A 22,699-nucleotide genomic window follows, 5' to 3' on the forward strand; every position below is an offset into this window, starting at 1 on the left:
AATCTTGACGACTATTTGCGCGCCCGGGCAGAAAAAGAGACCAAGGTGCGCGGCAAAAACCTGTTGGAGCAAGCTCGCTCTCGCAGGGATTGTGTTCAATCCTTTCTTTGTCGGGCCTTTATATGCGTATCAAAGTCCACTGCCAGAACCGCATCGGCATCCTGCGCGACATCCTCAACTTGCTGGTGGAGTACGGGATCAACGTCGCCCGGGGCGAGGTCGGCGGTGAGCACGGCAACGCGATCTATCTGCATTGCCCGAACCTGATCAACATTCAGTTCCAGGCGCTACGACCCAAGTTCGAGGCCATCGCCGGTGTGTTCGGCGTCAAGCGGGTAGGGCTGATGCCCAGCGAACGGCGGCATATGGAGTTGAATGCGCTGCTCGGCGCGCTCGAGTTTCCGGTGCTGTCGATCGACATGGGCGGTTCCATCGTCGCGGCCAACCGGGCGGCGGCGCAGTTGCTCGGGGTGCGAGTGGACGAGGTGCCGGGAATTGCACTGTCGCGTTACGCCGAAGATTTCGACCTGCCGGAGCTGGTGCGCGCCAATAAATCGCGAATCAATGGCATGCGGGTCAAGGTCAAGGGCGACATCTTTCTGGCCGACATTGCGCCGCTGCAGTCGGAGCACGACGACAGCGAGGCCATGGCCGGTGCCGTGCTGACCTTGCACCGGGCGGATCGTGTCGGCGAGCGCATCTACAACGTGCGCAAGCAGGAGTTGCGTGGCTTCGACAGCATCTTCCAGAGCTCGAAAGTGATGGCGGCGGTGGTGCGCGAAGCACGACGCATGGCGCCGCTGGATGCGCCACTGCTGATTGAAGGTGAAACCGGCACCGGCAAGGAATTGCTGGCGCGGGCCTGTCACCTGGCGAGTCCGCGTGGTCAGTCGCCGTTGATGGCGCTCAACTGCGCGGGCCTGCCGGAGTCGATGGCCGAGACCGAGCTGTTCGGCTACGGCCCCGGTGCCTTTGAAGGGGCGCGGGCCGAAGGCAAGCTCGGGCTACTGGAACTGACGGCGGGCGGCACGCTGTTCCTCGATGGCGTTGGCGAAATGAGCCCGCGCTTGCAGGTGAAATTGCTGCGCTTCCTGCAGGACGGCTGCTTCCGTCGCGTGGGAAGTGATGAAGAGGTTTACCTGGATGTGCGGGTGATCTGTGCAACCCAGGTCGACTTGTCGGAGCTGTGCGCGCGGGGCGAGTTTCGCCAGGATCTGTATCACCGCTTGAACGTGCTGTCGCTGCACATTCCGCCACTGCGCGAATGTCTGGACGGTTTGACGCCGCTGGTGGAGCACTTTCTCGATCAGGCCAGCCGGCAGATCGGTTGCCCGCTGCCGAAACTGGCGCCGGCGGCGATGGAACGGCTCAGTCACTACCATTGGCCGGGCAACGTGCGGCAACTGGAGAACGTGCTGTTCCAGGCGGTTTCGCTGTGCGACGGCGGCACGGTCAAGGCTGAGCATATTCGCCTGCCGGATTATGGTGTGCGTCAGCCGCTTGGCGATTTCTCCCTCGAAGGCGGGCTGGACGAGATTGTCGGGCGCTTCGAGAAAGCGGTGCTGGAGCGACTGTATTCCGAACACCCGAGCAGCCGGCAACTGGGCAAGCGGCTTGGGGTTTCCCATACGACCATTGCCAACAAGTTGCGTGAATACGAAGTCGGCAAGGCGGAGTCATAGCCTGCAGATGTATGTCTGTTATGGCCTCTTCGCGAGCAAGCTCGCTCCTACAGTAAAGCTTCATTTGGCGGCAGACCTTGTGGGAGCGAGCTTGCTCGCGAAGGCGGCGCTATAGGCAGTGAAAAGGTAATGCCTTGCCACATGGCGGCATGACACCGCCGGTTTTTCGTCTTCGATACATTTCCCTCCTTCCCGCAAAATCCCTCAAGTCCTTTGTTTACCGGGCCCTTGGCCGCCAGAAAAAAGTTGGTCTGCAAATTGCTTATGGCTCAGCAGTACAGCGGTGGGCGGCAAACGTCCGGCATGCAGAGGAAAGAGTGTGGACAAGTACCTTTATGTGGCAATGACCGGCGCCAGCCAGAACGCACTGGCGCAAAAGGCTCATGCCAACAACCTGGCGAACATCTCCACCAATGGTTTTCAGCGCGACCTGGAGCAGGCGCGTTCGATGCCGGTGTTTGGTGACAGCTTTCCGGCGCGTGCGTTTGCCATGAGCGAACGGCCCGCCACCGACTTCACGCCGGGCTCGCTGGTGCAGACCGGACGCGACCTCGACGTCGCCGTGTCGGGCAACGGCTGGATCGCCGTGCAGAACCCTAATGGCGGGGAAAGCTACGTGCGCACCGGCAGCCTCAATATCGATGCCCTCGGCGTGTTGCGTGCCGGCAACGGCATGCCGGTCATGGGCAATGGCGGGCCGATCGCCGTGCCGCCGGAACAGCAGGTGGAAGTCGGTGAAGACGGCACCATCAGTATCCGTGCGATGGGCGAAGGTCCGCGCGTCATGGCCGAAGTCGACCGGATCAAGCTGGTCAACCCGGACATCAAGAACATGAACAAGGGCCTGGACGGTTCGATTTACACCAAGGACGGCCAGCCTGCGCCGGCCGATGCCAACGTCAAACTGGTGTCGGGTTTCCTGGAGTCGAGCAACGTCAATGCCGTGGAAGAAATGACGTCGGTGCTGGCCCTGGCCAAGCAGTTCGAACTGCACGTCAAGATGATGAACACCGCCAAAGACGATGACCAGGCCATGGCTCGGGTCTTGCAGATCAGCTAATTATCAGAACGTCGCGCCGTAAAACAGGCGCACGAGGAGAATCGAATGCTACCGGCTCTATGGGTTGCCAAAACCGGTCTGTCCGCCCAGGACACCAACCTGACCACCATTTCCAACAACCTGGCCAACGTGTCGACCACGGGTTTCAAACGTGACCGCGCCGAATTCCAGGACCTGCTGTACCAGATCAAGCGTCAGCCAGGCGCCCAGTCGACCCAGGACAGCGAACTGCCGTCGGGTCTGCAGGTGGGTACCGGTGTGCGCATCGTCGGCACCCAGAAAAACTTCACCGCTGGCAGCCTGCAGACCACCGAGCAGCCGCTGGACATGGCCATCGACGGTCGCGGTTTCTTCCAGATCCTGCAGCCGGACGGCACCACTTCCTATACCCGTGACGGTACTTTCCACCTCGACTCCAACGGTCAGATCGTCAACGCCAGTGGTTTCGCCCTGGAGCCGGCGATTGTCATCCCGAACAACGCCCAGACCTTCACTGTGGGCCGTGACGGCACTGTGTCGATCACCGTTGCCGGCAACGCCGCTTCGCAAGTGATCGGCAACCTGCAAACCGCCGACTTCATCAACCCGGCCGGTCTGCAAGCGGTGGGCAACAACCTGTTCCTGGAAACCGCCGCTTCCGGTGCACCGCAAGTCGGTACTCCGGGCCTGAACGGTTTCGGTACCACCCTGCAGAACACCCTGGAAACCTCCAACGTCAGCACTGTGGAAGAGATGGTCAACATGATCACCACTCAGCGTGCGTACGAGATGAACTCCAAGGTGATCTCCACCGCCGACCAGATGCTCTCGTTCGTAACGCAGAATCTGTAATCAAGTCTATGAGGCGGCCATGAGGTCGCCTGCAACACCGTGAGGTAAGGGTCATGAAGCGCTTTGTATCTGTTGTGGCATTGAGTGGGGTCGTCTCGCTCGCGGGCTGCGTCGCCCCGACGCCCAAGCCCAATGATCCTTACTACGCCCCGGTGTTGCCGCGCACACCGTTGCCGTCGGCCGCCAACAACGGCTCGATCTATCAGGCCGGTTTCGAGCAGAACCTGTACAGCGACCGCAAGGCGTTCCGGGTCGGTGACATCATCACCATCACCCTGAACGAGAAGACCCAGGCCAGCAAAAACGCCAACTCGCAGGTGGCCAAGAACAGCAAGACCGGCATCGGCCTGACGTCGCTGTTCGGCGGCAGTGGCACCACCAACAACCCGTTGGGCGGTAACGATCTGAGCCTGGACGTCGGCTACAGCGGCGACCGCGCAACCAAGGGCGACAGCAAGGCCGCACAGGGCAACACCCTGACCGGCTCGATCACCGTGACCGTCGCCGATGTCTTGCCCAACGGCATCATCGCCGTGCGTGGCGAGAAGTGGATGACCCTCAACACCGGCGACGAGCTGGTGCGGATCGCCGGCCTCGTGCGCGCCGATGACATCGCCACTGACAACACCGTGTCGTCGACCCGGGTTGCCGATGCGCGCATCACCTACTCGGGCACCGGTTCGTTCGCCGATGCGAGTCAGCCAGGCTGGTTCGACCGTTTCTTCCTCAGCCCGCTGTTCCCTTTCTAGGTGGCTACGTTGAATTTCAAGAGCCTCATGCTCGCTGCGGCGTTGATGTCCGCAGCCTTTGGTGCCCACGCCGAGCGGCTGAAAGATATCGCCAGCATTTCCGGCGTGCGTTCCAACCAGTTGATCGGCTATGGTCTGGTGGTCGGCCTCAACGGCACCGGCGACCAGACCACGCAGACCCCGTTCACCCTGCAGACCTTCAACAACATGCTCTCGCAGTTCGGTATCAAGGTGCCGCCGGGATCGGGCAACGTGCAGCTGAAAAACGTCGCGGCGGTGTCGGTCAGTGCCGATCTGCCGGCGTTCGCCAAACCGGGTCAACAGGTCGACATCACCGTGTCGTCTATCGGTAACTCCAAGAGCCTGCGCGGCGGCACTCTGTTGCTGACTCCGCTCAAGGGTATCGACGGCAACGTCTACGCCATCGCCCAGGGCAACCTGGTGGTCGGCGGTTTCGATGCCGAAGGTCGTGACGGTTCGAAGATCACCGTCAACGTTCCGTCGGCCGGTCGCATCCCTGGCGGTGCGTCGGTCGAGCGTTCGGTGCCGAGCGGGTTCAACCAGGGCAACAGCCTGACGCTGAACCTCAACCGTTCCGACTTCACCACCGCCAAGCGCATCGTCGACAAGATCAACGACATGCTCGGCCCTGGTGTCGCCCAGGCCATCGACGGTGGTTCCATTCGTGTGACCGCGCCGCTCGATCCGAGCCAGCGTGTCGACTACCTGTCGATCCTGGAAAACCTCGAAGTCGATCCGGGTCAGGCGGTGGCGAAAGTCATCATCAACTCGCGTACCGGCACCATCGTCATCGGCCAGAACGTGAAGGTATCGCCGGCCGCCGTGACCCACGGCAGCCTGACCGTGACCATCACCGAAGACCCGATCGTCAGCCAGCCGGGTCCGCTGTCCAACGGCCAGACCGCCGTGGTGCCGCGCTCGCGGGTGAATGCCGAACAGGAAGCCAAGCCGATGTTCAAGTTCGGCCCGGGCACCACCCTCGACGAGATCGTGCGGGCGGTGAACCAGGTCGGCGCAGCGCCGGGTGACCTGATGGCGATCCTCGAAGCACTGAAGCAGGCCGGCGCGTTGCAAGCCGACCTGATCGTGATCTGAGGACCGCGACCATGGATATGCGCAAAAGCGGTCTGGTCAGCAGCAGCGATTCGGGCTCGTACTCCGACCTCAATCGCTTGAACCAACTGAAGGTCGGCGACAAGAACAGCGATGCGAACATGCGCAAGGTCGCGCAGGAATTCGAATCGCTGTTCCTCGGTGAAATGCTCAAGTCGATGCGTTCGGCCACCGAGGCGCTGGGCCAGGACAACCCGCTCAACACCCCGGCCGCCAAGCAATACCAGGAAATGTATGACCAGCAACTGGCGGTCTCCATGTCCCGCGAGGGTGGTGGCATTGGCCTGGCCGACGTGCTGATAAAGCAGATGTCGAAGAACAAACCGATGGCGCCGGGCGAGGCTGCGGCCGCGTCCGCTGCCAAGCAGCAGGAAGCGCTGGCCAGGGCCGCTGCGGTGGAAACGCCGATTGCCGCTGGCACCGTGGCCACCCATGGCCCGTTGTCGCGACTCAATGGCGAGCGTCCGTTGTGGGCGTCGCGTTCGGTGCATGCGCCGAACACCGAACTGACCCATCGCAACGACATGGAAATGATCAACCAGCGTCGTCTGGCGTTGCCGCCGAAACTGGCGGATCGCTTGCTCGCAGGCCTGGTGCCGTCGGCCACGCCGGCAGCGGCCACTCAATTGCCGCAACGCGCCACGACTGCCGCTGTCACCGGTTCCGGCCCGCTGTACAACGGCGACTGGCTGGACCGCGCCGAGGCGGACAAGGCCTCCGGCGGACAGATGCAGATTTACGGTCGCGCCATGGCGCAGATTCCGCTGGCGCCGGCCAAACGCGCGTTCAGCAACGCTGACCAATTCGTCAACACCATGCTGCCGATGGCGCAGGAAGCCGCCGCACGCATTGGCGTCGATCCGCGTTATCTGGTGGCTCAGGCCGCGCTGGAAACCGGTTGGGGCAAGTCGGTCATGCGCGCCCAGGACGGCAGCAGCAGTCACAACCTGTTCGGCATCAAGGCCAGCGGCAACTGGAAGGGCGATTCGGCCCGAGCGATCACCAGCGAGTTCCGCAATGGGCAGATGGTCAAGGAGACGGCCGAGTTCCGTTCCTACGCCTCGTACAAGGACAGCTTCCACGATCTGGTGACTTTGCTGCAGAGCAATAATCGCTATCAAGATGTGCTCAAGGCGGCCGATAACCCAGAACAGTTTGTACGCGAATTGCAGAAGGCCGGTTATGCGACCGACCCGAACTACGCGACGAAGATTTCGCAGATTGCCAGGCAGATGACGGTCAATCAGAACTACGCTGCGGCCGGCGTTTCAACAACGCCCTTATAAACACAAGGTAAGGTTTGAATCATGAGTTTGCTCAATATCGGGATGTCGGGGCTGGCCGCGAGTTCGTCTTCTCTGGCTGTGACAGGTAACAACATTGCCAACGTCGACACCGCCGGTTATTCGCGTCAGCAAACCGTGCAGGGCACCAAGTCCTCGATTCAGTACGGCAACGTGTTCATCGGTACCGGTACGACCCTCGCCGACGTGCGCCGGGTGTACAACTCCTACCTCGAATCGCAGCTGCACACCGCCACCTCGCTGAGCAGCGAAGCCGACGCCTATGGCGCGCAGGCGACAGCACTGGACGGCTCGCTGTCCGACACCAACACCGGCCTGACCGGCGTGCTGCAAAAGTTCTTTACCTCGATGCAGGGCGTATCGACCTCGGCCACCGACGACACTTCGCGTCAATCGGTGCTGACCGGCGCGCAAGCCCTGACCAGCCGCTTCAACGCACTGGCCAAGCAGCTCAACGACCAGAACACCACGATCAACGGCAACCTTGGCGACATGGCGGCCCAGGTCAACAAACTGGCCACCTCGATTGCCAATCTCAACCAGAAGATCGGCGAGATTTCCACCAGCGGCGGCCAGCCGAACGATCTGCTCGACACCCGCAACGAAGCCGTGCGTCAGCTCTCCCAGTTGGTCGGCGCGCAGGTCGTCGAGCGCGGCACCAGCTTCGACGTTTACGTCGGCAGCGGTCAGCCGCTGGTTGTCGGTAACACCACCAACACCCTGAGCACCGTGCCGAGCAAGGATGACCCGTCGCGCATGGGCATCCAGATGGACCGCGGTTCGAGCACCATCGACATCACTTCAGTGATCAGCGGTGGCGAAATCGGCGGTCTGCTGAGCTATCGCAAGGAAGTGCTCGACCCTTCGCTCAACGAGCTGGGCCGCGTGGCGCTGGTGATCGCCGATCAGGTCAACCGTCAGCAAGCCCAGGGCATCGACAAGAACGGTGACTTCGGCGCAGCGATTTTCAACAACATCAACAGTGCCGCGCTGATCAGTCAGCGCAGCATTGCCCAGGCGAGCAACAGCGCAGGTTCGGGCAACCTTGACGTCACCATCAGCGACACCGGCAAGCTGACCACCAACGATTACCAGGTCACTTTCACCAGCGCGACCAACTACACGGTCAAGCGCTCGGACGGTACCGACATGGGTTCGTTCAGCACCACGACCACGCCGCCTCCGGTCATCGACGGCTTCACCCTGGCCCTCAATGGCGGTGCCCTGAGCGCCGGCGACACCTTCAAGGTGACCCCGACCCGTGGCGCGGCCTCGAGCATCCAGACCGTGCTCACCGACCCGAAAAAAATCGCGGCGGCGGCACCGTTGACCGGCGTGGCCAGTGCCAATAACTCCGGCACCTACACCCAGCCGACGCTCACCGACACCATCGACATCTACAACCCGACCTCCCAGGCCGAGTTGCAGAACGCACTCAAATATTCGACCCCGGTCAAGCTGGTGTTCGGCGCGGTCGCCAGCGGCAGCCAGTCGTACAACATGGTCGACGCCAAGGGCAACACCATCGGCACCGGGACCATCGTGCCGGGGCAGGCCAACACCCTGAACCTGAAGATCGGCATGGTCGACTCCACCGGCGCGCCGGTGATGGACACCAGCGTCACGCCGAACGTGCAGAAAACCTTCACCGTGCAGACCACCGTGGGCGCAACCCCGAAGGCCGGCGAAACCTTCACCATGAGCCTGACCGGCGCGGCGTCTTCGGACAACCGCAACGCCCAGGCGCTGGTCGGCCTGCAGACCAAGCAGACCGTGGACACCGGTTCGGGCAGCAAGGGCATCAGCCTGACCGACGCCTACAACAAACTGGTGACCAACGTCGGTACCAAGGCCGCGCAGAGCAAGTCCGACATCGAAGCCACCACAGCCATTCTGGATCAGGCGCAGGGCGCGCGTGATTCGCTGTCTCAGGTCAACCTGGACGAAGAGACCGGCAACCTGGTCAAGTATCAGCAGTACTACACAGCGTCTTCGCAGATCATCAAGGCTGCGCAGGAAACCTTCGCCACGCTGATCAACAGTCTTTAAGGAGTCGTAATTCATGCGCATTTCCACCGCTCAGTATTACGCGACGCAAGCTGCTCAATATCAGCGCAACTACAGCAAGGCTGTCGCGACCGCGAACGAAGCCAGCAGCCTGCAGCGCATCAACACCGCCGCCGACGATCCGATCGGTGCCGGTCGCTTGCTGAAGCTCGGCCAGCAGGCCGCGATGCTCGATCAGTACAAAGGCAACATCGATACCACCAAGAGCGCGCTGACCGTTCAGGAATCCACGCTGACGGCTATCACCGATGCCTTGCAGCGCGCCAAGGAAATCGGACTGGCAGCCAACAACGGCATCGCCACCGACAAGGACCGCCAGGCTTACGCCGCCGAACTGAGCCAGATCCAGCAACAAGTGCTGGGCCTGATGAACTCCAAGGATGCCAACGGCAATTACCTGTTCTCCGGTTCGAAGACCGATACCGCGCCGTACTCGCAGAACGCCGATGGCACCTACACCTACAACGGTGACCAGACCCAGATCAACCTGGGCATTGGCGACGGCCTGTCGGTGGCCACCAACACCACCGGTTGGGATGCTTTCCAGCAGACGATCAATACCGCCCGGACCCAGACCACCATGACGGCTCCGGCGGTCGATGACGGTCGTGTGGTGCTGACCAACGGGATCGTCGGCACCGCTGCGACTTACAACGCGAAATTCACCGCCGGCCAGCCGTACACCGTGGATTTCATCAGCAGCACTCAAATCAAGATCACCGATGCCCTGGGCAATGACGTGACTTCCGAGGCCAGCCAGAACGGTCTGATCAGCAACAGCAACGGCGCCAACCAGACGGTCAGCTTCCGTGGCGTCGACATGAAGCTGAACATCAACCTCAAGGCCGGCGATACCAACCCGGACGCGGTCATTGCCGGTCACAGCTTCCAGCTGTCGGCTTCGCCGGACTCGTTCACCGCTTCGCGCAGCCCGGGCAACCCGTCGACCGCGGTCATCACCGGTTCCAGCGTCACCAACCAGGCAGCCTACGACGCCGCCTTCCCGTCGGGCGGCGGCGCAGTCCTGAAGTTCACCAGCGCCACCGCGTTCGACCTGTACGCGGCGCCTGTCACTGCCGACAGCAAGCCGATTTCGTCGGGTACCGTAGCGGGCGGCAACGCCACGGCAGCGGGTGTGACCTTCGCCCTCGGTGGCACGCCGGCGGCCGGTGACCAGTTTTCGATCCAGTCCAACAACCACCAGACCCAGAACGTGCTCGACACCTTGGGCCAGATGGTCACGGCACTGAACACCCCGATCGACGGTGATCCGGTGGCCAAGCAGAAATTCCAGGGTGCCATGGAAGCCGGCCTCGGCAACATCGACAGCGCCGCCAACCAGATCGGCAGCGCGGTAACCTCCATCGGTGCCCGCGGGCAGTCGCTGGATGACCAGAGCACCACCAACCAGAGCCTGCAGCTGGCAAACTCCACCACTCAGGGCACGATCCGTGATTCGGATCCGGCCGAAGTGATGACCCGCCTGACCTTGCAGCAGACCATGCTGCAGGCCTCGCAACTGGCGTTCAGCAAAATCTCTCAGTTGGGCCTGTTCAACAAGATCTGAAGCCTGAGCGGGCGCGCAAGCGCCCGCTTGCTCTGATCGCTCTGTATCAATCGTCTTTTTTTGCGGTTTCAAAGGGCTCGCTGTTCCGGGCGGGTTCCCGCCGCTTGCGAGTCCGCCGTGAATTCACTCCCCCTTGTCAGTCTGGTCATTCCTTCCTTCAACCCGCGCTTTTTCGAGCGGACATTGAACAGTGCCGTCAGCCAGACTTACAGCCCTCTGGAGATCATCGTCTGCGATGACAGCCGGGGGTCCGAGATCGAACGTATCGTTGCGTCGGTCATCAAGGAGTCCGGCGTCGAGGTGCGCTACGTGCGCAATCCGCGCACCCTGGGAATGATCGGCAACCTCAAGGCATGCCTGAGTCAGGCGCGGGGCGAGTTCATCAAGTTCCTGTGCGACGATGATCACTTGTATGCCGACTGCATCCGGCAGCAGGCCCAGGAGATGATGCGTGAGGAGGTGAGCCTGGTGCTGGCCCAGAGACTGTTCTGGGATGCGCAGGACATCATCCTGCCCGCGCGCCTGGAAAACACCTCGTTGTCGCCACATAGCGGGCTGTTCAAGGGCGACGATCTGCTGGGCATCTTCGAGAAGTTCCCGGTCAACGTCCTCGGTGGCTTCACCAACGCGTTGTTCCGGCGTTCCGACGTTGAAGAGCTGTTGCCGGCCCTGACTCAGGACGGGCACTGCTTTGTCGCGTCGCTGGATTTTGCCCTGTATGTCTGCCTGCTGCGGCGCGGCAACCTTGCCGTGTCCAACAACGTACTCAGCGCCGAGCGGTTATACCCGGAGCGCCTGAGTGCGCAACAGCCGATGAAGGATGCCCTCGAAGTCGAGCGTGAGTGGATGACGCAGATGCTCAAGGCCCGCAGCGGTGAGTCGGCACCTGCACCGGGCTGGGTTCGTTACATTCCACTGGCCAAGGCCGACGAACAGCCTCGGGTCTGGGAAGAGTTGCCGCTGAGTCGCACCCTTGGCACCAAGCAGAGCCGTCAGGAGTGGAGCGTCGGCATCGACAGCTGGAGTTTTGCCGAGCTCTATGCGCAGTGGCTCGGCTGCCGGGTGCTGACCGAAGGTCAGCGCACATTGCTGCCGGAAACCCTCGCCGGCTGGTCGCATCAGCCACGGATCGTGCCGATCGTCATCGACCGGCAGGGCAGCCGTGACGGTGTCGAACGCACGCTGGCGTCGCTTGCCGCTCAGGATTATCCACCAGAGCTGATTCTGGTCCTGTCTGCCTCGTGTACCGATACCGAACTCGACGGGCGAGTGTTTCGCATGCCCCTGCAAGACGACGGCATGGAGCAGATCAATACGCTGCTGCCGCAACTGGAGGGAGCCGACTGGTTCTACCTGCTGCAGGCCGGCGATCGTCCGGTGGCCCCGGCGTTGCTGATCATGGCCGAGCGCATCGTACATTTCCCGTCGCTCAAGTGCCTGTACAGCGACGAGGGCAGTTTGCGTAACGGGGAGTCGGCAGAGCCTGCGTTCAAACCGGATTTCAACCTCGACCTGATGCGCAGCTACCCCTATGTCGGGCGGGCACTGGCATTCGAGCGCGAGCGTTTTCTGGCACTCGGTGGTTTTGCTCCTGAATTCGCTCAGCTGGCGCCGCACGATGTGCTGTGGCGACTGGTCGAGAAAGATGGCACCCAGGTTATCGGCCACATCGCCGAGGTCATGCTGGAGTCGCCTTTCGACCTGTCCAAATGGCTCATGGACCCAGGCGTCATCGAACAGAATCCGCGCGTGCTCGAAGCGCATCTGCAACGGCTCGGGCTGGCCCATGACATTCGCAGTGGCAGCTCCGAGCTGCTCAATCGCGTCGACTATCATCACGCACGGCGTCCGCTGGTCTCGGTCATTATCGTGACCAAGGATCAGACTGCCGCCTTGCAGCGCTGCGTCGAGACGCTGCTGGAAAAAACCGCCTACACCGAATACGAGCTGTTGCTGGTCGATAACGGCAGCACCAGTGCCGAAGCGCTGGCCTGGCTGGACGGCATGGCGCAGTTGGGCAGCGATCGGGTTCGCGTGCTGAATTTTGCGCAGCAGGGCAACGCAGCCGCCACGCTCAACTTTGCGGTAGGTCAGGCGCGCGGTGAGTACGTGCTGATGCTCAATTCCTTTGCAGTCATCACCCAGTCCGACTGGCTGGACGAACTGCTCAATCATGCGCAGCGCCCGGAAGTCGGAGTGGTCGGCGCCAAGATCTACAATCCGGACGGTTGCGTGCTGCATGCCGGCCTGATTCTGGGCATGCAGGGTGCCGTGGGATTGCCCTTTTATGGTCAAACGTTGCAGGCAGACGGGTACATGTTCCGCTTGCAGGCGGTGCATGACCTGAGTGCTGTCGGCGGTGATTGCCTGATGATTCGCAAGGCCGTTTTCGAGGCTGCCGACGGGCTCGACGAGCAGGACCTGGCGCAGGCCCTCAATGTGGCGGATCTTTGTCTGCGTGTGGGGCGGGAAGGTTATCTGGTGGTCTGGACGCCTTACGCCAAGCTGGCGCTGGGTGCGCGGCCAACGATCGAGGCTACGGCAGAAGAGCAGCAACAGCAGTTTCAGGAGCACGAGACGTTCTACAAGCGCTGGTTGCCGCTCATCGCGCGCGACCCTGCGTTCAACGTCAATCTGGCGGTGCAAGGTGTTGGCGCTTCCAGCTTCAGTCTGGAGCCGGGCCTGCGTACCGGTTGGAGCCCGTTTTTGCGCACGCAGTTGCCAAACGTACTGGCGGTACCGATCAACGCTTCCGCCATCGGTCACTACCGCATCAGTCAGCCGATGATCGAGCTTGAGGCGGCCAATCGTGCCGAAGGACGGATCTGCTACGGCTTGCCTTCGATCATCGATATCGAGCGCCAGTCGCCCGACGTGATCGTATTGCAAGGGCGCTACTCGGAAGGTGCCATCGAGGAAATTCCACCGTTGAAAAACTTTTTCAACGCCCGGCGGATCTACGAGCTCGATGACTATGTCATCGATGTCCCTCATCGCAACGCGCATATCCGCAACATGCCGAACAAGCACGAAATGGAGCGGTTGGTGCGGCGGGCAATCGGTCTTTGCGATCGTGTGGTGGTGTCTACCCAGCCGCTGGCCAATGTCCTGTCGAACATGCACCACGACATCCGGGTCGTACCGAACATGTTGTCGCAGCATTTGTGGACCGACCTGCGCAGCCAGCGTCGCACCTCGAAAAAGCCGCGCGTTGGCTGGGGTGGCGGCACCAGTCACCACGGTGATCTGGCGGTCATTGCCGATGTGGTTCGCGAACTGGCGAACGAGGTCGACTGGGTGTTTTTCGGCATGTGTCCGGACGACTTGCGTCCGTACATGCACGAGTTCCACGGCGTGATCCCGCTGGATGTGTATCCGGCGAAACTGGCCAGCCTCAACCTTGACCTGGCCCTGGCACCGCTGGAGTTCCACATCTTCAACGACTGCAAGAGCAACCTGCGTCTGCTGGAGTACGGCGCATGCGGCTACCCGGTGGTCTGCACCGATACCGAGGCCTATCAGGGTTACCTGCCGTGCACCCGGGTCAAGACCAATTCCACTGAGGAGTGGCTGCAAGCGATCCGGATGCACCTGGCCGATCCGGATGCCAGTTACCGCATGGGGGATCAACTGCGTGAAGTCGTACTGCGCGACTACGTGCTGCGCGGCGACAACCTGCGGTATTGGGAAAACGGCTGGCTGGCGGACTGACCGGCACTGCTGAAAAAGAGGCGACTATCGAGTCGCCTTTTTTGCGTCTTCAGCATTCCATTGGTATCGGTATCGATACTTTTTTCACCGCAGAGCCTCAAGCACTGGGATTTCCCTGTCGATACTTCTCTATTCGCTGACCTCGGACGGTGGCTGCTGGCGTGATCGGCTTGTGCCCGCGAGGCAGGTTCCGGTTCAACAACAACGCAAGGAAGACGCAAATGTCAGTAGTGAATGGAACGAGTGATGCCGATGTCCTGTTGGGCACCGACGGTGATGACCAACTTAATGGACTGGAGTCGGATGATGTGTTGCTGGCAAGTGCCGGTAATGATCTGCTGGATGGCGGGGATGGATTTGATACGGCGAGCTATTACGCCTTGTCCTCGGGGTGAGCGTCGAGTTCAACGATGCTTCGACGACAGTCGCTGCGGGTGAGCTGCGCACTCACCTCAACACCATGAAGATGGACCCGTTCATCGAGAAACTTACCTTCACCGGTACCGGCGATTTCAAGGGTTACGGCAATGCCGGTGACAACGAGATCATCGGCGGTGCCGGCAACGACTGGTTCTGGGGTGGCGCCGGCGCGGATCACTTCGTGGGTGGCGAAGGCTTCGATACTGTCAGCTATTCCGACAGCCTTGAAGGTGTGAGAGTCCAGGACTTCGAGAACTACGACGCATTGACCATCGCTGCTGGCGACACCTTCACTGGCATCGAGGCGATTCAGGGATCGAATTTCGATGACATGGTGTATCTGCTCGATAACGCGATGATCGTGGATGGCGCCGATGGCTACGACACCGTGAGCTACCGCCACTCCTTTGATGGCGTCAGTATCGGCATTGGTCAGCAAGCGGGTCCGGATGTCACGTTGCTGAACGTCGAGAAAGTCATCGGGACGTCGTTCACTGACCGATTCACCGCCAACGTCGCGGGCGTGACGCTGGAAGGTGGAAGGGGCGACGATGTGTACATCATCAACAGCGCCGGTGTGAGTATTGTCGAGACGGACCTCTTCGGTGGTACCGACCACGTGTACACCAGCCTGTCGTCGATGCACATGGATCCGTTCATTGAAAACATGACCTACACCGGCACGGCAGACTTCACTGGCTACGGCAATGAAGGGGACAACGTCATCGTTTCGGGCGCCGGCAATGACGTCCTTCTGGGTGGCGCGGGCGGTGATCGCTTTGAAGGCGGGGCCGGTATCGACATCGTCAGCTATGACGACAGCAGCGAAGGGTTGAGTGCTTCTCTGAACTGGGGGCCGCAAAGCGGCATCGCGCTTTACGACACCTACATTGATATCGAAGGCCTGCGCGGCAGCAAGTACAACGATTCGCTGCAAGGCAATTCGGACGACAACATCCTTGAAGGCGGCACCGGCGATGACCAGCTTACCGGTGGCGAAGGCAACGATCACCTTTATGGCGGACTGAAGTCCGGTCTCGACGGCGATGTTGCGCAAGCCGACACGCTGTCTGGCGGTTCGGGTGATGACGTCATCGTCAGTGCCGTGAATGACCTGGGTACAGTGGCCCATGGAGACCAGGGCGATGACACCGTCACGGTCAACAGCGGCAGTGCCTTCGGTGATGACGGCAATGACGTGCTGACCGGCACAGGCAGCAATTATCTGTTGTCCGGTGGCAGCGGTAATGACGTGCTGGTTCTCAACCTGGCGGGTCAGTCCGGTACTGGCGGCGTCGCGCTCGGTGGTATGGGGGATGACACCTATATCGTGAACACCACCGGGCTGGTGACGATCCAGGACGAAGGCTGGGACTTCAATGACACGCTGATCCTGAACACCGTCGCCAATCTCAGCCAGTTGAACGTCACTCGCATCGGTGATGACGCCTATCTGCACGGCGCCAACGACGGCAGCACCGGCATTCCCGACAGCGGCGTGAAGCTGCAGGGCTGGTACGCCGGGTACAACAACATCGAGCATCTGCAGACCGCTGACGGCCAGGTTTACGACCTGCCGGCCACGATCGATGGATTCGCGATGTTTGGCTGATCCGTTCGATGCAGTGAAGTAGCTTGATGAGAGGGATGATTCCGGCAACGGACTCATCCCTTTTTCATGCCCGGATGTCCCGCCGACGCAGGGCTGGCGGAGCTGGCGCGTTTCCTGCAAGTCCCCCTCAAATCGCCATAAAACGAGCGCTCGCGGTCATTGACCTGCGCCCGGACTGGCAAGGTTCAGCCGCAAAGGCCTGCAACAGCGAGGCCGAGCCCTGTGACGTAGAAGAGGGGAGACGATGAAGGCAGTTATTTTGGCGGGTGGCCTCGGCACGCGCATCAGTGAAGAGTCGCACCTCAAGCCCAAGCCAATGATCGAGATCGGCGGCAAGCCAATTCTCTGGCACATCATGAAGCAGTATTCCGCCCACGGAATCCACGACTTCGTGATCTGCCTCGGCTACAAGGGCTACGCGATCAAGGACTTCTTCGCCAATTACTTCCTGCACACCTCTGACGTCACGTTCGACATGCGCAACAACCGCATGGACGTTCACCAGAACTACAGCGAGCCGTGGAGCGTCACCCTGATCGACACTGGCGAGGAAACCATGACCGGTGGCCGTCTGCTGCGTGCCGGCCGTTACCTCAAGGACGAAGATGCGTTCTGCTTCACCTATGGCGACGGCGTCTCCGACATCAACATCGCGCAACTGGTCGACTATCACAAGAACCACGGCCGTCTGGCGACCGTCACCGCCGTGCAGCCACCGGGCCGCTACGGCGCCCTTGAGAGGCAGGGCGATCAGGTACTCGGCTTCACCGAAAAACCGCGGGGCGACGGTGGCTGGATCAATGGCGGCTTCTTCGTGCTGTCGCCGAAAGTGCTGTCGTACATCGCCGGCGATGAAACCACCTGGGAAGCCGAACCGCTGGCGCAACTGGCCCAGGACGAACAACTGAAAGCCTTCGAGCACGAAGGTTTCTGGCATCCGATGGACACCCTGCGCGACAAGAACCATCTCGAAGCGCTGTGGCAGAGCGGGGAGGCCCCATGGAAGCAATGGGTCTGAGTCCGGAGTTCTGGCGCGGCAAGCGGGTTCTGGTCACCGGTCACACCGGTTTCAAGGGCAGCTGGCTGACCCTGTGGCTGCAAAGCCTCGGCGCGCAAGTCAGCGGTTTTTCCCTGGATCCTTCGACCGAACCGAGCCTGTTCGAACTGGCGCGCGTGAGCGAAGGCATCAACGATCAGCGCGGCGATCTGCGTGACCTCGGCGCCTTGCTCGAGATCATCGCTGACACCGAGCCGGAGATCGTTCTGCACCTGGCGGCCCAGCCGCTGGTGCGCGAAGGCTATCGCGATCCGCTCGGCACTTATTCGAGCAACGTCATGGGCACCCTCAACCTGCTCGAAGCGATTCGTCAGGTCGGTTGCGTGCGTGCCTGTGTGCTGGTGACCACCGACAAGGTCTACGCCAACAAGGAATGGCTGTGGCCGTATCGCGAGGACGAAGCCCTCGGTGGCCATGACCCTTACAGCAGCAGCAAGGCGTGCTGCGAGTTGCTGGCGCAGTCTTACGCGGCATCGTTCTTCCCGGCCGACAAGTACGCCGAGCACGGTCTGGCCCTGGCCACTGCGCGCGCCGGAAACGTGTTGGGCGGCGGTGATTTCGCCCCTGAACGTCTGATTCCCGATGTTCTGAAAGCCTGGTCCGCAGATGAGCCGGTGACCCTGCGCTACCCGCAAGCCGTACGTCCCTGGCAACACGCGCTGGAGCCGCTGGCCGGCTACCTGCAACTGGCCGCCGGGCTCTACGAACAAGGCCCGGAATACGCCGGGGCGTGGAACTTCGGTCCGGGTGAAGCGGACATGTGCAGCGTCGGCGAAGTGGTCGAACTGCTCGCCCACCGCTGGCCTCAGGCCCGTGGCCTGCGTATCGAAAAGAGTGACTTGCACGAAGCCGGCCTGCTGCGTCTGGACAGCAGCCGCGCACGTCAGGTGCTGGGCTGGCAACCGCGCTGGTCGTTGCAGCAATGCCTGACCCAGACCCTCGACTGGCATCTGGCGTGGCAGAACGGCGACGACATGCGCACCGTGACCCTCGGCCAACTGAACCTGTACCGGGGCGCGCTGTGAGCGAGTTTTCCTTGAAACAGTTACCGCTGGCCGGGTTGTTCAGCGTCCGGCACAAACGCTTCGAAGATCAGCGCGGGCACTTCGCACGGCTGTTCTGCGAGGGCAGCCTGAAAGCGTTCGGCAGCGAATTCCACATCCGCCAGATCAACCATTCCTGCACCCGCGAGAAGGGCAGCGTGCGCGGTCTGCATTACCAGAACGCCAACGCGCCGGAAGCCAAACTGATCACCTGCCTGCGCGGCGAAGTGTGGGATGTGGCGGTGGACCTGCGCCCGGATTCCGAGACCTTCCTGCACTGGCACGCCGAGCACCTGAAGGCCGGCGATGGTCGCAGCCTGTTGATCCCCGCCGGTTTCGCCCACGGTTTCCAGACCCTCACCGACGATGCCGAACTGCTTTACCTGCACAGCGCCGATTACGCGCCGGAGCACGAGGGCGGTCTGTCGGTGAACGATCCACGGCTGGCAATCGCCTGGCCGTTGCCTGTCAATAATTTGTCGGCGCGGGATTCCAGCCATCCCGCGCTCGATCAACACTTTGCTGGAGTGCGTCTATGAATTGCCGTGGGTGCGCCGCACCGCTGAGCCTGCCGCTGATCGACCTCGGCACCTCGCCACCGTCCAACGCCTATGTGCATGCCGATCGGCTGGAGCAGGCCGAACAATGGGTGCCGCTTAAGGTTGCCGTGTGCCAGCAATGCTGGCTGGTGCAGACTGAGGATTACACAAGCGCCGACAGCCTGTTCGACGCCGAGTACGCCTACTTCAGTTCGTTCTCCAGCACCTGGCTGGCTCACGCCGAGCGTTATGTGGCCGAGATGGTCGAGCGCTTTGGCCTGACCGCCGACAGCCGCGTGGTGGAAGTCGCGGCCAACGACGGTTACCTGCTGCAATACGTGGCCGGTCGCGGCATTCAGTGCCTGGGCGTCGAGCCGACCCACAGCACCGCGAAGGCGGCACGGGAAAAAGGCCTGGAGATCCGTGAACTGTTCTTCGGTCGCGACACCGCCGCACAGCTGAAAAGCGAAGGCTGGGCCGCCGACCTGATGGCCGCCAACAACGTGCTGGCCCACGTGCCGGACATCAACGATTTCCTCGGTGGTTTCGCCACGTTGCTCAAGCCGACCGGCGTCGCGACCTTCGAATTCCCGCAACTGCTGACGCTGATGGCCGGCGCGCAGTTCGACACGCTGTACCACGAACACTATTCCTACCTGTCCCTGACCGCTGTGCAGACGTTGTGCGAGCGCAACGGCCTGGAAGTGTTCGATGTCAGCCAGTTGACCACCCATGGCGGCTCGCTGCGGGTGTTCGTCCAGCGCAAGGACGGCGAACGCCGTGCCGTGCAGCCGGCCGTACAACAGCAGTTGCAGGCCGAACTCGACGCAGGCGTGAAAACCACTGGGTATTACGCGACGCTGGCGCCGGCTGCCGAACGCATCAAGCATGACCTGCTGCGCTTCCTGTTGCAGGCCAAGGCCGATGGCAAGCGTGTGGTCGGCTACGGCGCTGCGGCCAAGGGCAACACCTTGCTCAACTACGCCGGGGTCAAACCGGATCTGCTGGCCTGGGTCGCCGACGCCAATCCGCACAAACAGGGCAAGTTTTTGCCGGGCAGCCGCATTCCGATCGTGGCGCCGGCGCAGATCGATATCGAGAAGCCGGATTACGTGCTGGTGTTGCCGTGGAACCTGCTGCATGAAGTCAGCCAGCAACTGGCCCAGGTGCGTCAGTGGGACGGCCACTTCGTGATCGCCGTGCCTGAGTTGAGCGTGCTGTGAAAGTCCTGGTCACCGGAGCCACGGGCTTCGTCGGTCGTCACCTAGTCGCGGCATTGCTGGCCCGTGGGTGCACGGTGCGGGCGGTTGCGCGTGATGCACAAAAAGCCGCGGACATGCCATGGATCAATGACGTCGAGTTCGTGAGCGCGGATATTCACGCGGCGGATCTGGATGCGCGCGCGCTGACCGAGGGCGTCGATGCACTCGCGCACCTGGCTTGGCCGGGGTTGCCGAACTACCGGGCGCTGTTCCATTTCGAGCACAACCTGATGGCCGACTACCGCTTCATCAAAGGCGCGGTAGAGGCGGGGGTAAAGCAGGTTCTGGTGACCGGCACCTGTTTCGAGTACGGCATGCAGAGCGGCCCGCTGAGCGAGCAGAACGACGCACAGCCGGCCAATCCGTACGGGCTGGCCAAGCACACGCTGCACCTGTTTCTGCAAAATTTGCAGCAGGAGCATCCGTTCACCCTGCAATGGGCACGGCTGTTCTATCTGCACGGCGCCGGGCAGAACCCCAACAGTCTGTTGGCGGCGCTGGACCGGGCAATCGATGCCGGCGATGCGACGTTCAACATGTCGGCCGGTGAACAGCTGCGGGACTTCCTGGCAATTGAAACGGCCACCGCGTACCTCGCCGCGATCCTGCACAAACGCGATTTCGACGGCACGCTCAACTGCGCCAGCGGCCAGCCGGTTTCCGTGCGGGCACTGGTTGAACAGCGCGTGCGTGAGCGCGGCGCGACCATCGCCCTGAACCTCGGCCACTACCCGTATCCCACCCACGAACCGCTGGCGTTCTGGGCGGTGACCGAGCGCTTGCAACAGTTATTGGGAGAGCCGCAATGAGGCACGAGTTGTATCGGGTTACCGACCTGCCGGTGTTGCAGAACCGCACCTTTGCCGATCCCGAATCGGCGAAGGCATCGGCCAGCGCCGACATGCTGCTGGTGCAGGATGAACGCAGCGGGCTGATCTTCAATGCAGCGTTCGATGCCGACAAACTCAGCTACGACGCCGACTACCAGAACGAGCAGGCCCATTCCGGCCAGTTCCAGAAACACCTGAGCGATGTCGAAGGCATCATTGCCCGGCACTTCAAGGGTCAGGAGCTGATCGAAGTCGGCTGCGGCAAAGGTTATTTCCTCGAGCTGCTCAAAGGCCTGGGCTACCGCATCACCGGCATCGACCCGGCCTACGAAGGCGAGAACGCCGACGTGATCAAGGCCCCGTTCACCCGTGGTCTGGGCCTGGAAGCGGACGCCATCGTGCTGCGTCACGTGCTGGAACACATCCAGGATCCGCTGAGCTTTCTGGCGGTGATCGCCGAAGCCAATCAGGGCGGTGGGCAGATCTACATCGAAGTGCCGTGCTTCGACTGGATCCTCGAACACCGCGCCTGGTTCGACCTGTTCTACGAGCACGTCAATTACTTCCGCCTCGACGACCTGCGCCGGATGTTCGGCACCGTGCACGAGGCCGGTCACCTGTTCGGTGGCCAATACCTGTACATCGTCGCTGACCTTGCCACGCTGCGCCTGACCCCCGAACAACCGGTGCCGCGCCTGGCATTGCCGGACGATTTCACTGCCAGCCTCGAGCGCGCGGTGCAGATCATCCAGGGCGCGCCCGAGCAGGGTTCGGCGATCTGGGGCGCCTCGTCCAAGGGCGTGATCTATTCGCTGTTCCTGCAACGCGCCGGCGTGGCGGTGGACCGGGTGGTCGACATCAACCCGGCCAAGCAGGGGCGTTACCTGCCCCTGAGCGGCGCCCGGGTGTCCTCGCCGCAAGAGGCGATGGATGCCTTGCCCGAGGGCGCCAACCTGTTTGTGATGAATTCCAATTACCTCGAAGAGATCAAGCGGATGACCGGTGGACGTTACGTCTATCACGCCGTCGACAGCGCTTCGTTCCAGTGACCCTTGAGATTTTGAAAATGACCGACAACAGCATCAACAAAGCTTTCGAAGCCGAATGCCGCGAGCAGATCGCCCAACAGGGTGACGACCAGAAACTCACCGGCCTGGCCCGGGATTTCTTCAACGAATCGGCCAAGCACAAGTACAGCTACCACTTCTCGTGGATGGGCCGTCCGATCATCCAGCTGCCACAAGACATGATGGCCATGCAGGAAATCATCTGGCAGGTGAAGCCGGATCTGGTTATCGAGTGCGGCATCGCCCACGGCGGTTCGATCATCTACTACGCCTCGTTGCTGGAGCTGCAGGGGCACGGCGAAGTGCTGGGCATTGACCTGGACATCCGCCCGCACAACCGCGAAGCCATCGAAAGCCATCCGATGAGCAAGCGCATCAAGATGATCGAAGGTTCGAGCATCGACCCGGCCATCGCTGCCCAGGTACGCGCGGCAGCCGAAGGCAAGAAAGTCATTCTGGTACTCGATTCCAACCACACCCACGACCACGTGCTCGAAGAGCTGCGCCTCTACGCGCCACTGGTTTCGGTCGACAGCTACTGCGTGGTGATGGACACCGTGGTTGAAGACATGCCGGCCGACTTCTTCCCGGATCGTCCATGGGGCCCGGGCGACAACCCGAAGACCGCCGTGTGGAAATACCTGGAAGAGAACAAGGATTTCGAGATCGATGTTCAGCTGCAGAACAAGCTGCTGATCACCGTGGCGCCGGACGGCTATCTGCGTCGCGTTCGTTAATTCGCAACATCACAAAAGCGTTGTCTC

General features: G+C 61.7%; 18 protein-coding genes. All 18 read left to right on the plus strand.

Annotated features, from left to right (window positions below; genetic code table 11):
- Nucleotides 1–122 precede the first annotated feature (122 nt).
- The 18 genes from I5961_RS07620 to I5961_RS07705 all read left to right on the plus strand — a co-directional run bounded on the left by I5961_RS07620 (nucleotide 123) and on the right by I5961_RS07705 (nucleotide 22,672).
- Nucleotides 123–1,682 (plus strand): sigma-54-dependent transcriptional regulator, encoded by a 1,560-nt coding sequence (locus I5961_RS07620; protein ID WP_227234817.1) that lies wholly within the window; start codon nucleotides 123–125, stop codon nucleotides 1,680–1,682.
- Between the two features lie 319 nt (nucleotides 1,683–2,001).
- A complete protein-coding gene (locus I5961_RS07625) occupies nucleotides 2,002–2,742 on the plus strand; it encodes a flagellar basal body rod protein FlgF (RefSeq protein WP_007958343.1) in 741 nt (246 codons plus the stop codon).
- A 45-nt stretch (nucleotides 2,743–2,787) separates the two neighbouring features.
- Nucleotides 2,788–3,573, plus strand: coding sequence for a flagellar basal-body rod protein FlgG (flgG, locus tag I5961_RS07630; protein ID WP_007958342.1), 786 nt, complete (start codon nucleotides 2,788–2,790; stop codon nucleotides 3,571–3,573).
- Nucleotides 3,574–3,626: 53 nt separating this feature from the next.
- Entirely contained in the window at nucleotides 3,627–4,322 is a 696-nt protein-coding gene (flgH, locus tag I5961_RS07635) for a flagellar basal body L-ring protein FlgH (RefSeq protein WP_085699519.1), read from the plus strand.
- A 27-nt stretch (nucleotides 4,323–4,349) separates the two neighbouring features.
- Entirely contained in the window at nucleotides 4,350–5,438 is a 1,089-nt protein-coding gene (locus I5961_RS07640) for a flagellar basal body P-ring protein FlgI (RefSeq protein ID WP_011333019.1), read from the plus strand.
- 11 nt (nucleotides 5,439–5,449) lie between these two features.
- Entirely contained in the window at nucleotides 5,450–6,742 is a 1,293-nt protein-coding gene (flgJ, locus tag I5961_RS07645) for a flagellar assembly peptidoglycan hydrolase FlgJ (RefSeq protein WP_227234818.1), read from the plus strand.
- A 21-nt stretch (nucleotides 6,743–6,763) separates the two neighbouring features.
- A complete protein-coding gene (gene flgK / locus I5961_RS07650) occupies nucleotides 6,764–8,809 on the plus strand; it encodes a flagellar hook-associated protein FlgK (protein WP_085699512.1) in 2,046 nt (681 codons plus the stop codon).
- A gap of 13 nt (nucleotides 8,810–8,822) precedes the next feature.
- Complete coding sequence (locus tag I5961_RS07655) at nucleotides 8,823–10,394, plus strand: flagellar hook-associated protein 3 (RefSeq protein WP_085699510.1); 1,572 nt, start codon at nucleotides 8,823–8,825, stop codon at nucleotides 10,392–10,394.
- Nucleotides 10,395–10,511: 117 nt separating this feature from the next.
- On the plus strand, nucleotides 10,512–14,105 hold the full coding sequence (locus I5961_RS07660) for a glycosyltransferase (protein WP_085699508.1): 3,594 nt from the start codon (nucleotides 10,512–10,514) through the stop codon (nucleotides 14,103–14,105).
- Between the two features lie 221 nt (nucleotides 14,106–14,326).
- A complete protein-coding gene (locus I5961_RS07665; RefSeq protein WP_227234820.1) occupies nucleotides 14,327–14,500 on the plus strand; it encodes a hypothetical protein in 174 nt (57 codons plus the stop codon).
- Nucleotides 14,497–16,137 (plus strand): calcium-binding protein, encoded by a 1,641-nt coding sequence (locus I5961_RS07670; protein WP_227234822.1) that lies wholly within the window; start codon nucleotides 14,497–14,499, stop codon nucleotides 16,135–16,137. The genes I5961_RS07665 and I5961_RS07670 overlap by 4 nt, the downstream gene beginning before the upstream one ends.
- Nucleotides 16,138–16,381: 244 nt before the next feature.
- Nucleotides 16,382–17,155, plus strand: a complete 774-nt coding sequence (rfbF, locus tag I5961_RS07675; protein ID WP_227234824.1) for a glucose-1-phosphate cytidylyltransferase — start codon at nucleotides 16,382–16,384, stop codon at nucleotides 17,153–17,155.
- Nucleotides 17,137–18,219, plus strand: a complete 1,083-nt coding sequence (gene rfbG / locus I5961_RS07680) for a CDP-glucose 4,6-dehydratase (protein WP_085703333.1) — start codon at nucleotides 17,137–17,139, stop codon at nucleotides 18,217–18,219. The genes rfbF and rfbG overlap by 19 nt, the downstream gene beginning before the upstream one ends.
- The gene (gene rfbC, locus I5961_RS07685) at nucleotides 18,216–18,776 is read left to right on the plus strand and encodes a dTDP-4-dehydrorhamnose 3,5-epimerase (RefSeq protein WP_085699501.1); all 561 of its coding nucleotides are present in this window, start codon (nucleotides 18,216–18,218) and stop codon (nucleotides 18,774–18,776) included. Before rfbG ends, rfbC begins: the two co-directional genes overlap by 4 nt.
- A complete protein-coding gene (locus I5961_RS07690) occupies nucleotides 18,773–19,999 on the plus strand; it encodes a class I SAM-dependent methyltransferase (protein ID WP_227234825.1) in 1,227 nt (408 codons plus the stop codon). The genes rfbC and I5961_RS07690 overlap by 4 nt, the downstream gene beginning before the upstream one ends.
- A complete protein-coding gene (locus I5961_RS07695) occupies nucleotides 19,996–20,847 on the plus strand; it encodes an NAD-dependent epimerase/dehydratase family protein (RefSeq protein ID WP_085699497.1) in 852 nt (283 codons plus the stop codon). The genes I5961_RS07690 and I5961_RS07695 overlap by 4 nt, the downstream gene beginning before the upstream one ends.
- The gene (locus I5961_RS07700) at nucleotides 20,844–21,917 is read left to right on the plus strand and encodes a class I SAM-dependent methyltransferase (RefSeq protein WP_085699495.1); all 1,074 of its coding nucleotides are present in this window, start codon (nucleotides 20,844–20,846) and stop codon (nucleotides 21,915–21,917) included. Before I5961_RS07695 ends, I5961_RS07700 begins: the two co-directional genes overlap by 4 nt.
- Before the next feature lie 17 nt (nucleotides 21,918–21,934).
- A complete protein-coding gene (locus I5961_RS07705) occupies nucleotides 21,935–22,672 on the plus strand; it encodes a cephalosporin hydroxylase family protein (protein WP_007958324.1) in 738 nt (245 codons plus the stop codon).
- The last annotated feature ends 27 nt before the right edge of the window (nucleotides 22,673–22,699 follow it).

The organism is Pseudomonas sp. IAC-BECa141 (assembly GCF_020544405.1).
GTDB lineage: Bacteria > Pseudomonadota > Gammaproteobacteria > Pseudomonadales > Pseudomonadaceae > Aquipseudomonas.

Coding starts and splice junctions, on each gene's coding strand:
- flgJ (WP_227234818.1), top strand. CDS start 5,450: ATGGATATGCGCAAAAGCGGTCTGGTCAGCAGCAGCGATTCGGGCTCG.
- I5961_RS07700 (WP_085699495.1), top strand. CDS start 20,844: ATGAGGCACGAGTTGTATCGGGTTACCGACCTGCCGGTGTTGCAGAAC.
- I5961_RS07705 (WP_007958324.1), top strand. CDS start 21,935: ATGACCGACAACAGCATCAACAAAGCTTTCGAAGCCGAATGCCGCGAG.
- I5961_RS07640 (WP_011333019.1), top strand. CDS start 4,350: ATGCTCGCTGCGGCGTTGATGTCCGCAGCCTTTGGTGCCCACGCCGAG.
- I5961_RS07655 (WP_085699510.1), top strand. CDS start 8,823: ATGCGCATTTCCACCGCTCAGTATTACGCGACGCAAGCTGCTCAATAT.
- I5961_RS07620 (WP_227234817.1), top strand. CDS start 123: ATGCGTATCAAAGTCCACTGCCAGAACCGCATCGGCATCCTGCGCGAC.
- flgH (WP_085699519.1), top strand. CDS start 3,627: ATGAAGCGCTTTGTATCTGTTGTGGCATTGAGTGGGGTCGTCTCGCTC.
- rfbF (WP_227234824.1), top strand. CDS start 16,382: ATGAAGGCAGTTATTTTGGCGGGTGGCCTCGGCACGCGCATCAGTGAA.
- flgG (WP_007958342.1), top strand. CDS start 2,788: ATGCTACCGGCTCTATGGGTTGCCAAAACCGGTCTGTCCGCCCAGGAC.
- I5961_RS07690 (WP_227234825.1), top strand. CDS start 18,773: ATGAATTGCCGTGGGTGCGCCGCACCGCTGAGCCTGCCGCTGATCGAC.
- rfbG (WP_085703333.1), top strand. CDS start 17,137: ATGGAAGCAATGGGTCTGAGTCCGGAGTTCTGGCGCGGCAAGCGGGTT.
- I5961_RS07665 (WP_227234820.1), top strand. CDS start 14,327: ATGTCAGTAGTGAATGGAACGAGTGATGCCGATGTCCTGTTGGGCACC.
- flgK (WP_085699512.1), top strand. CDS start 6,764: ATGAGTTTGCTCAATATCGGGATGTCGGGGCTGGCCGCGAGTTCGTCT.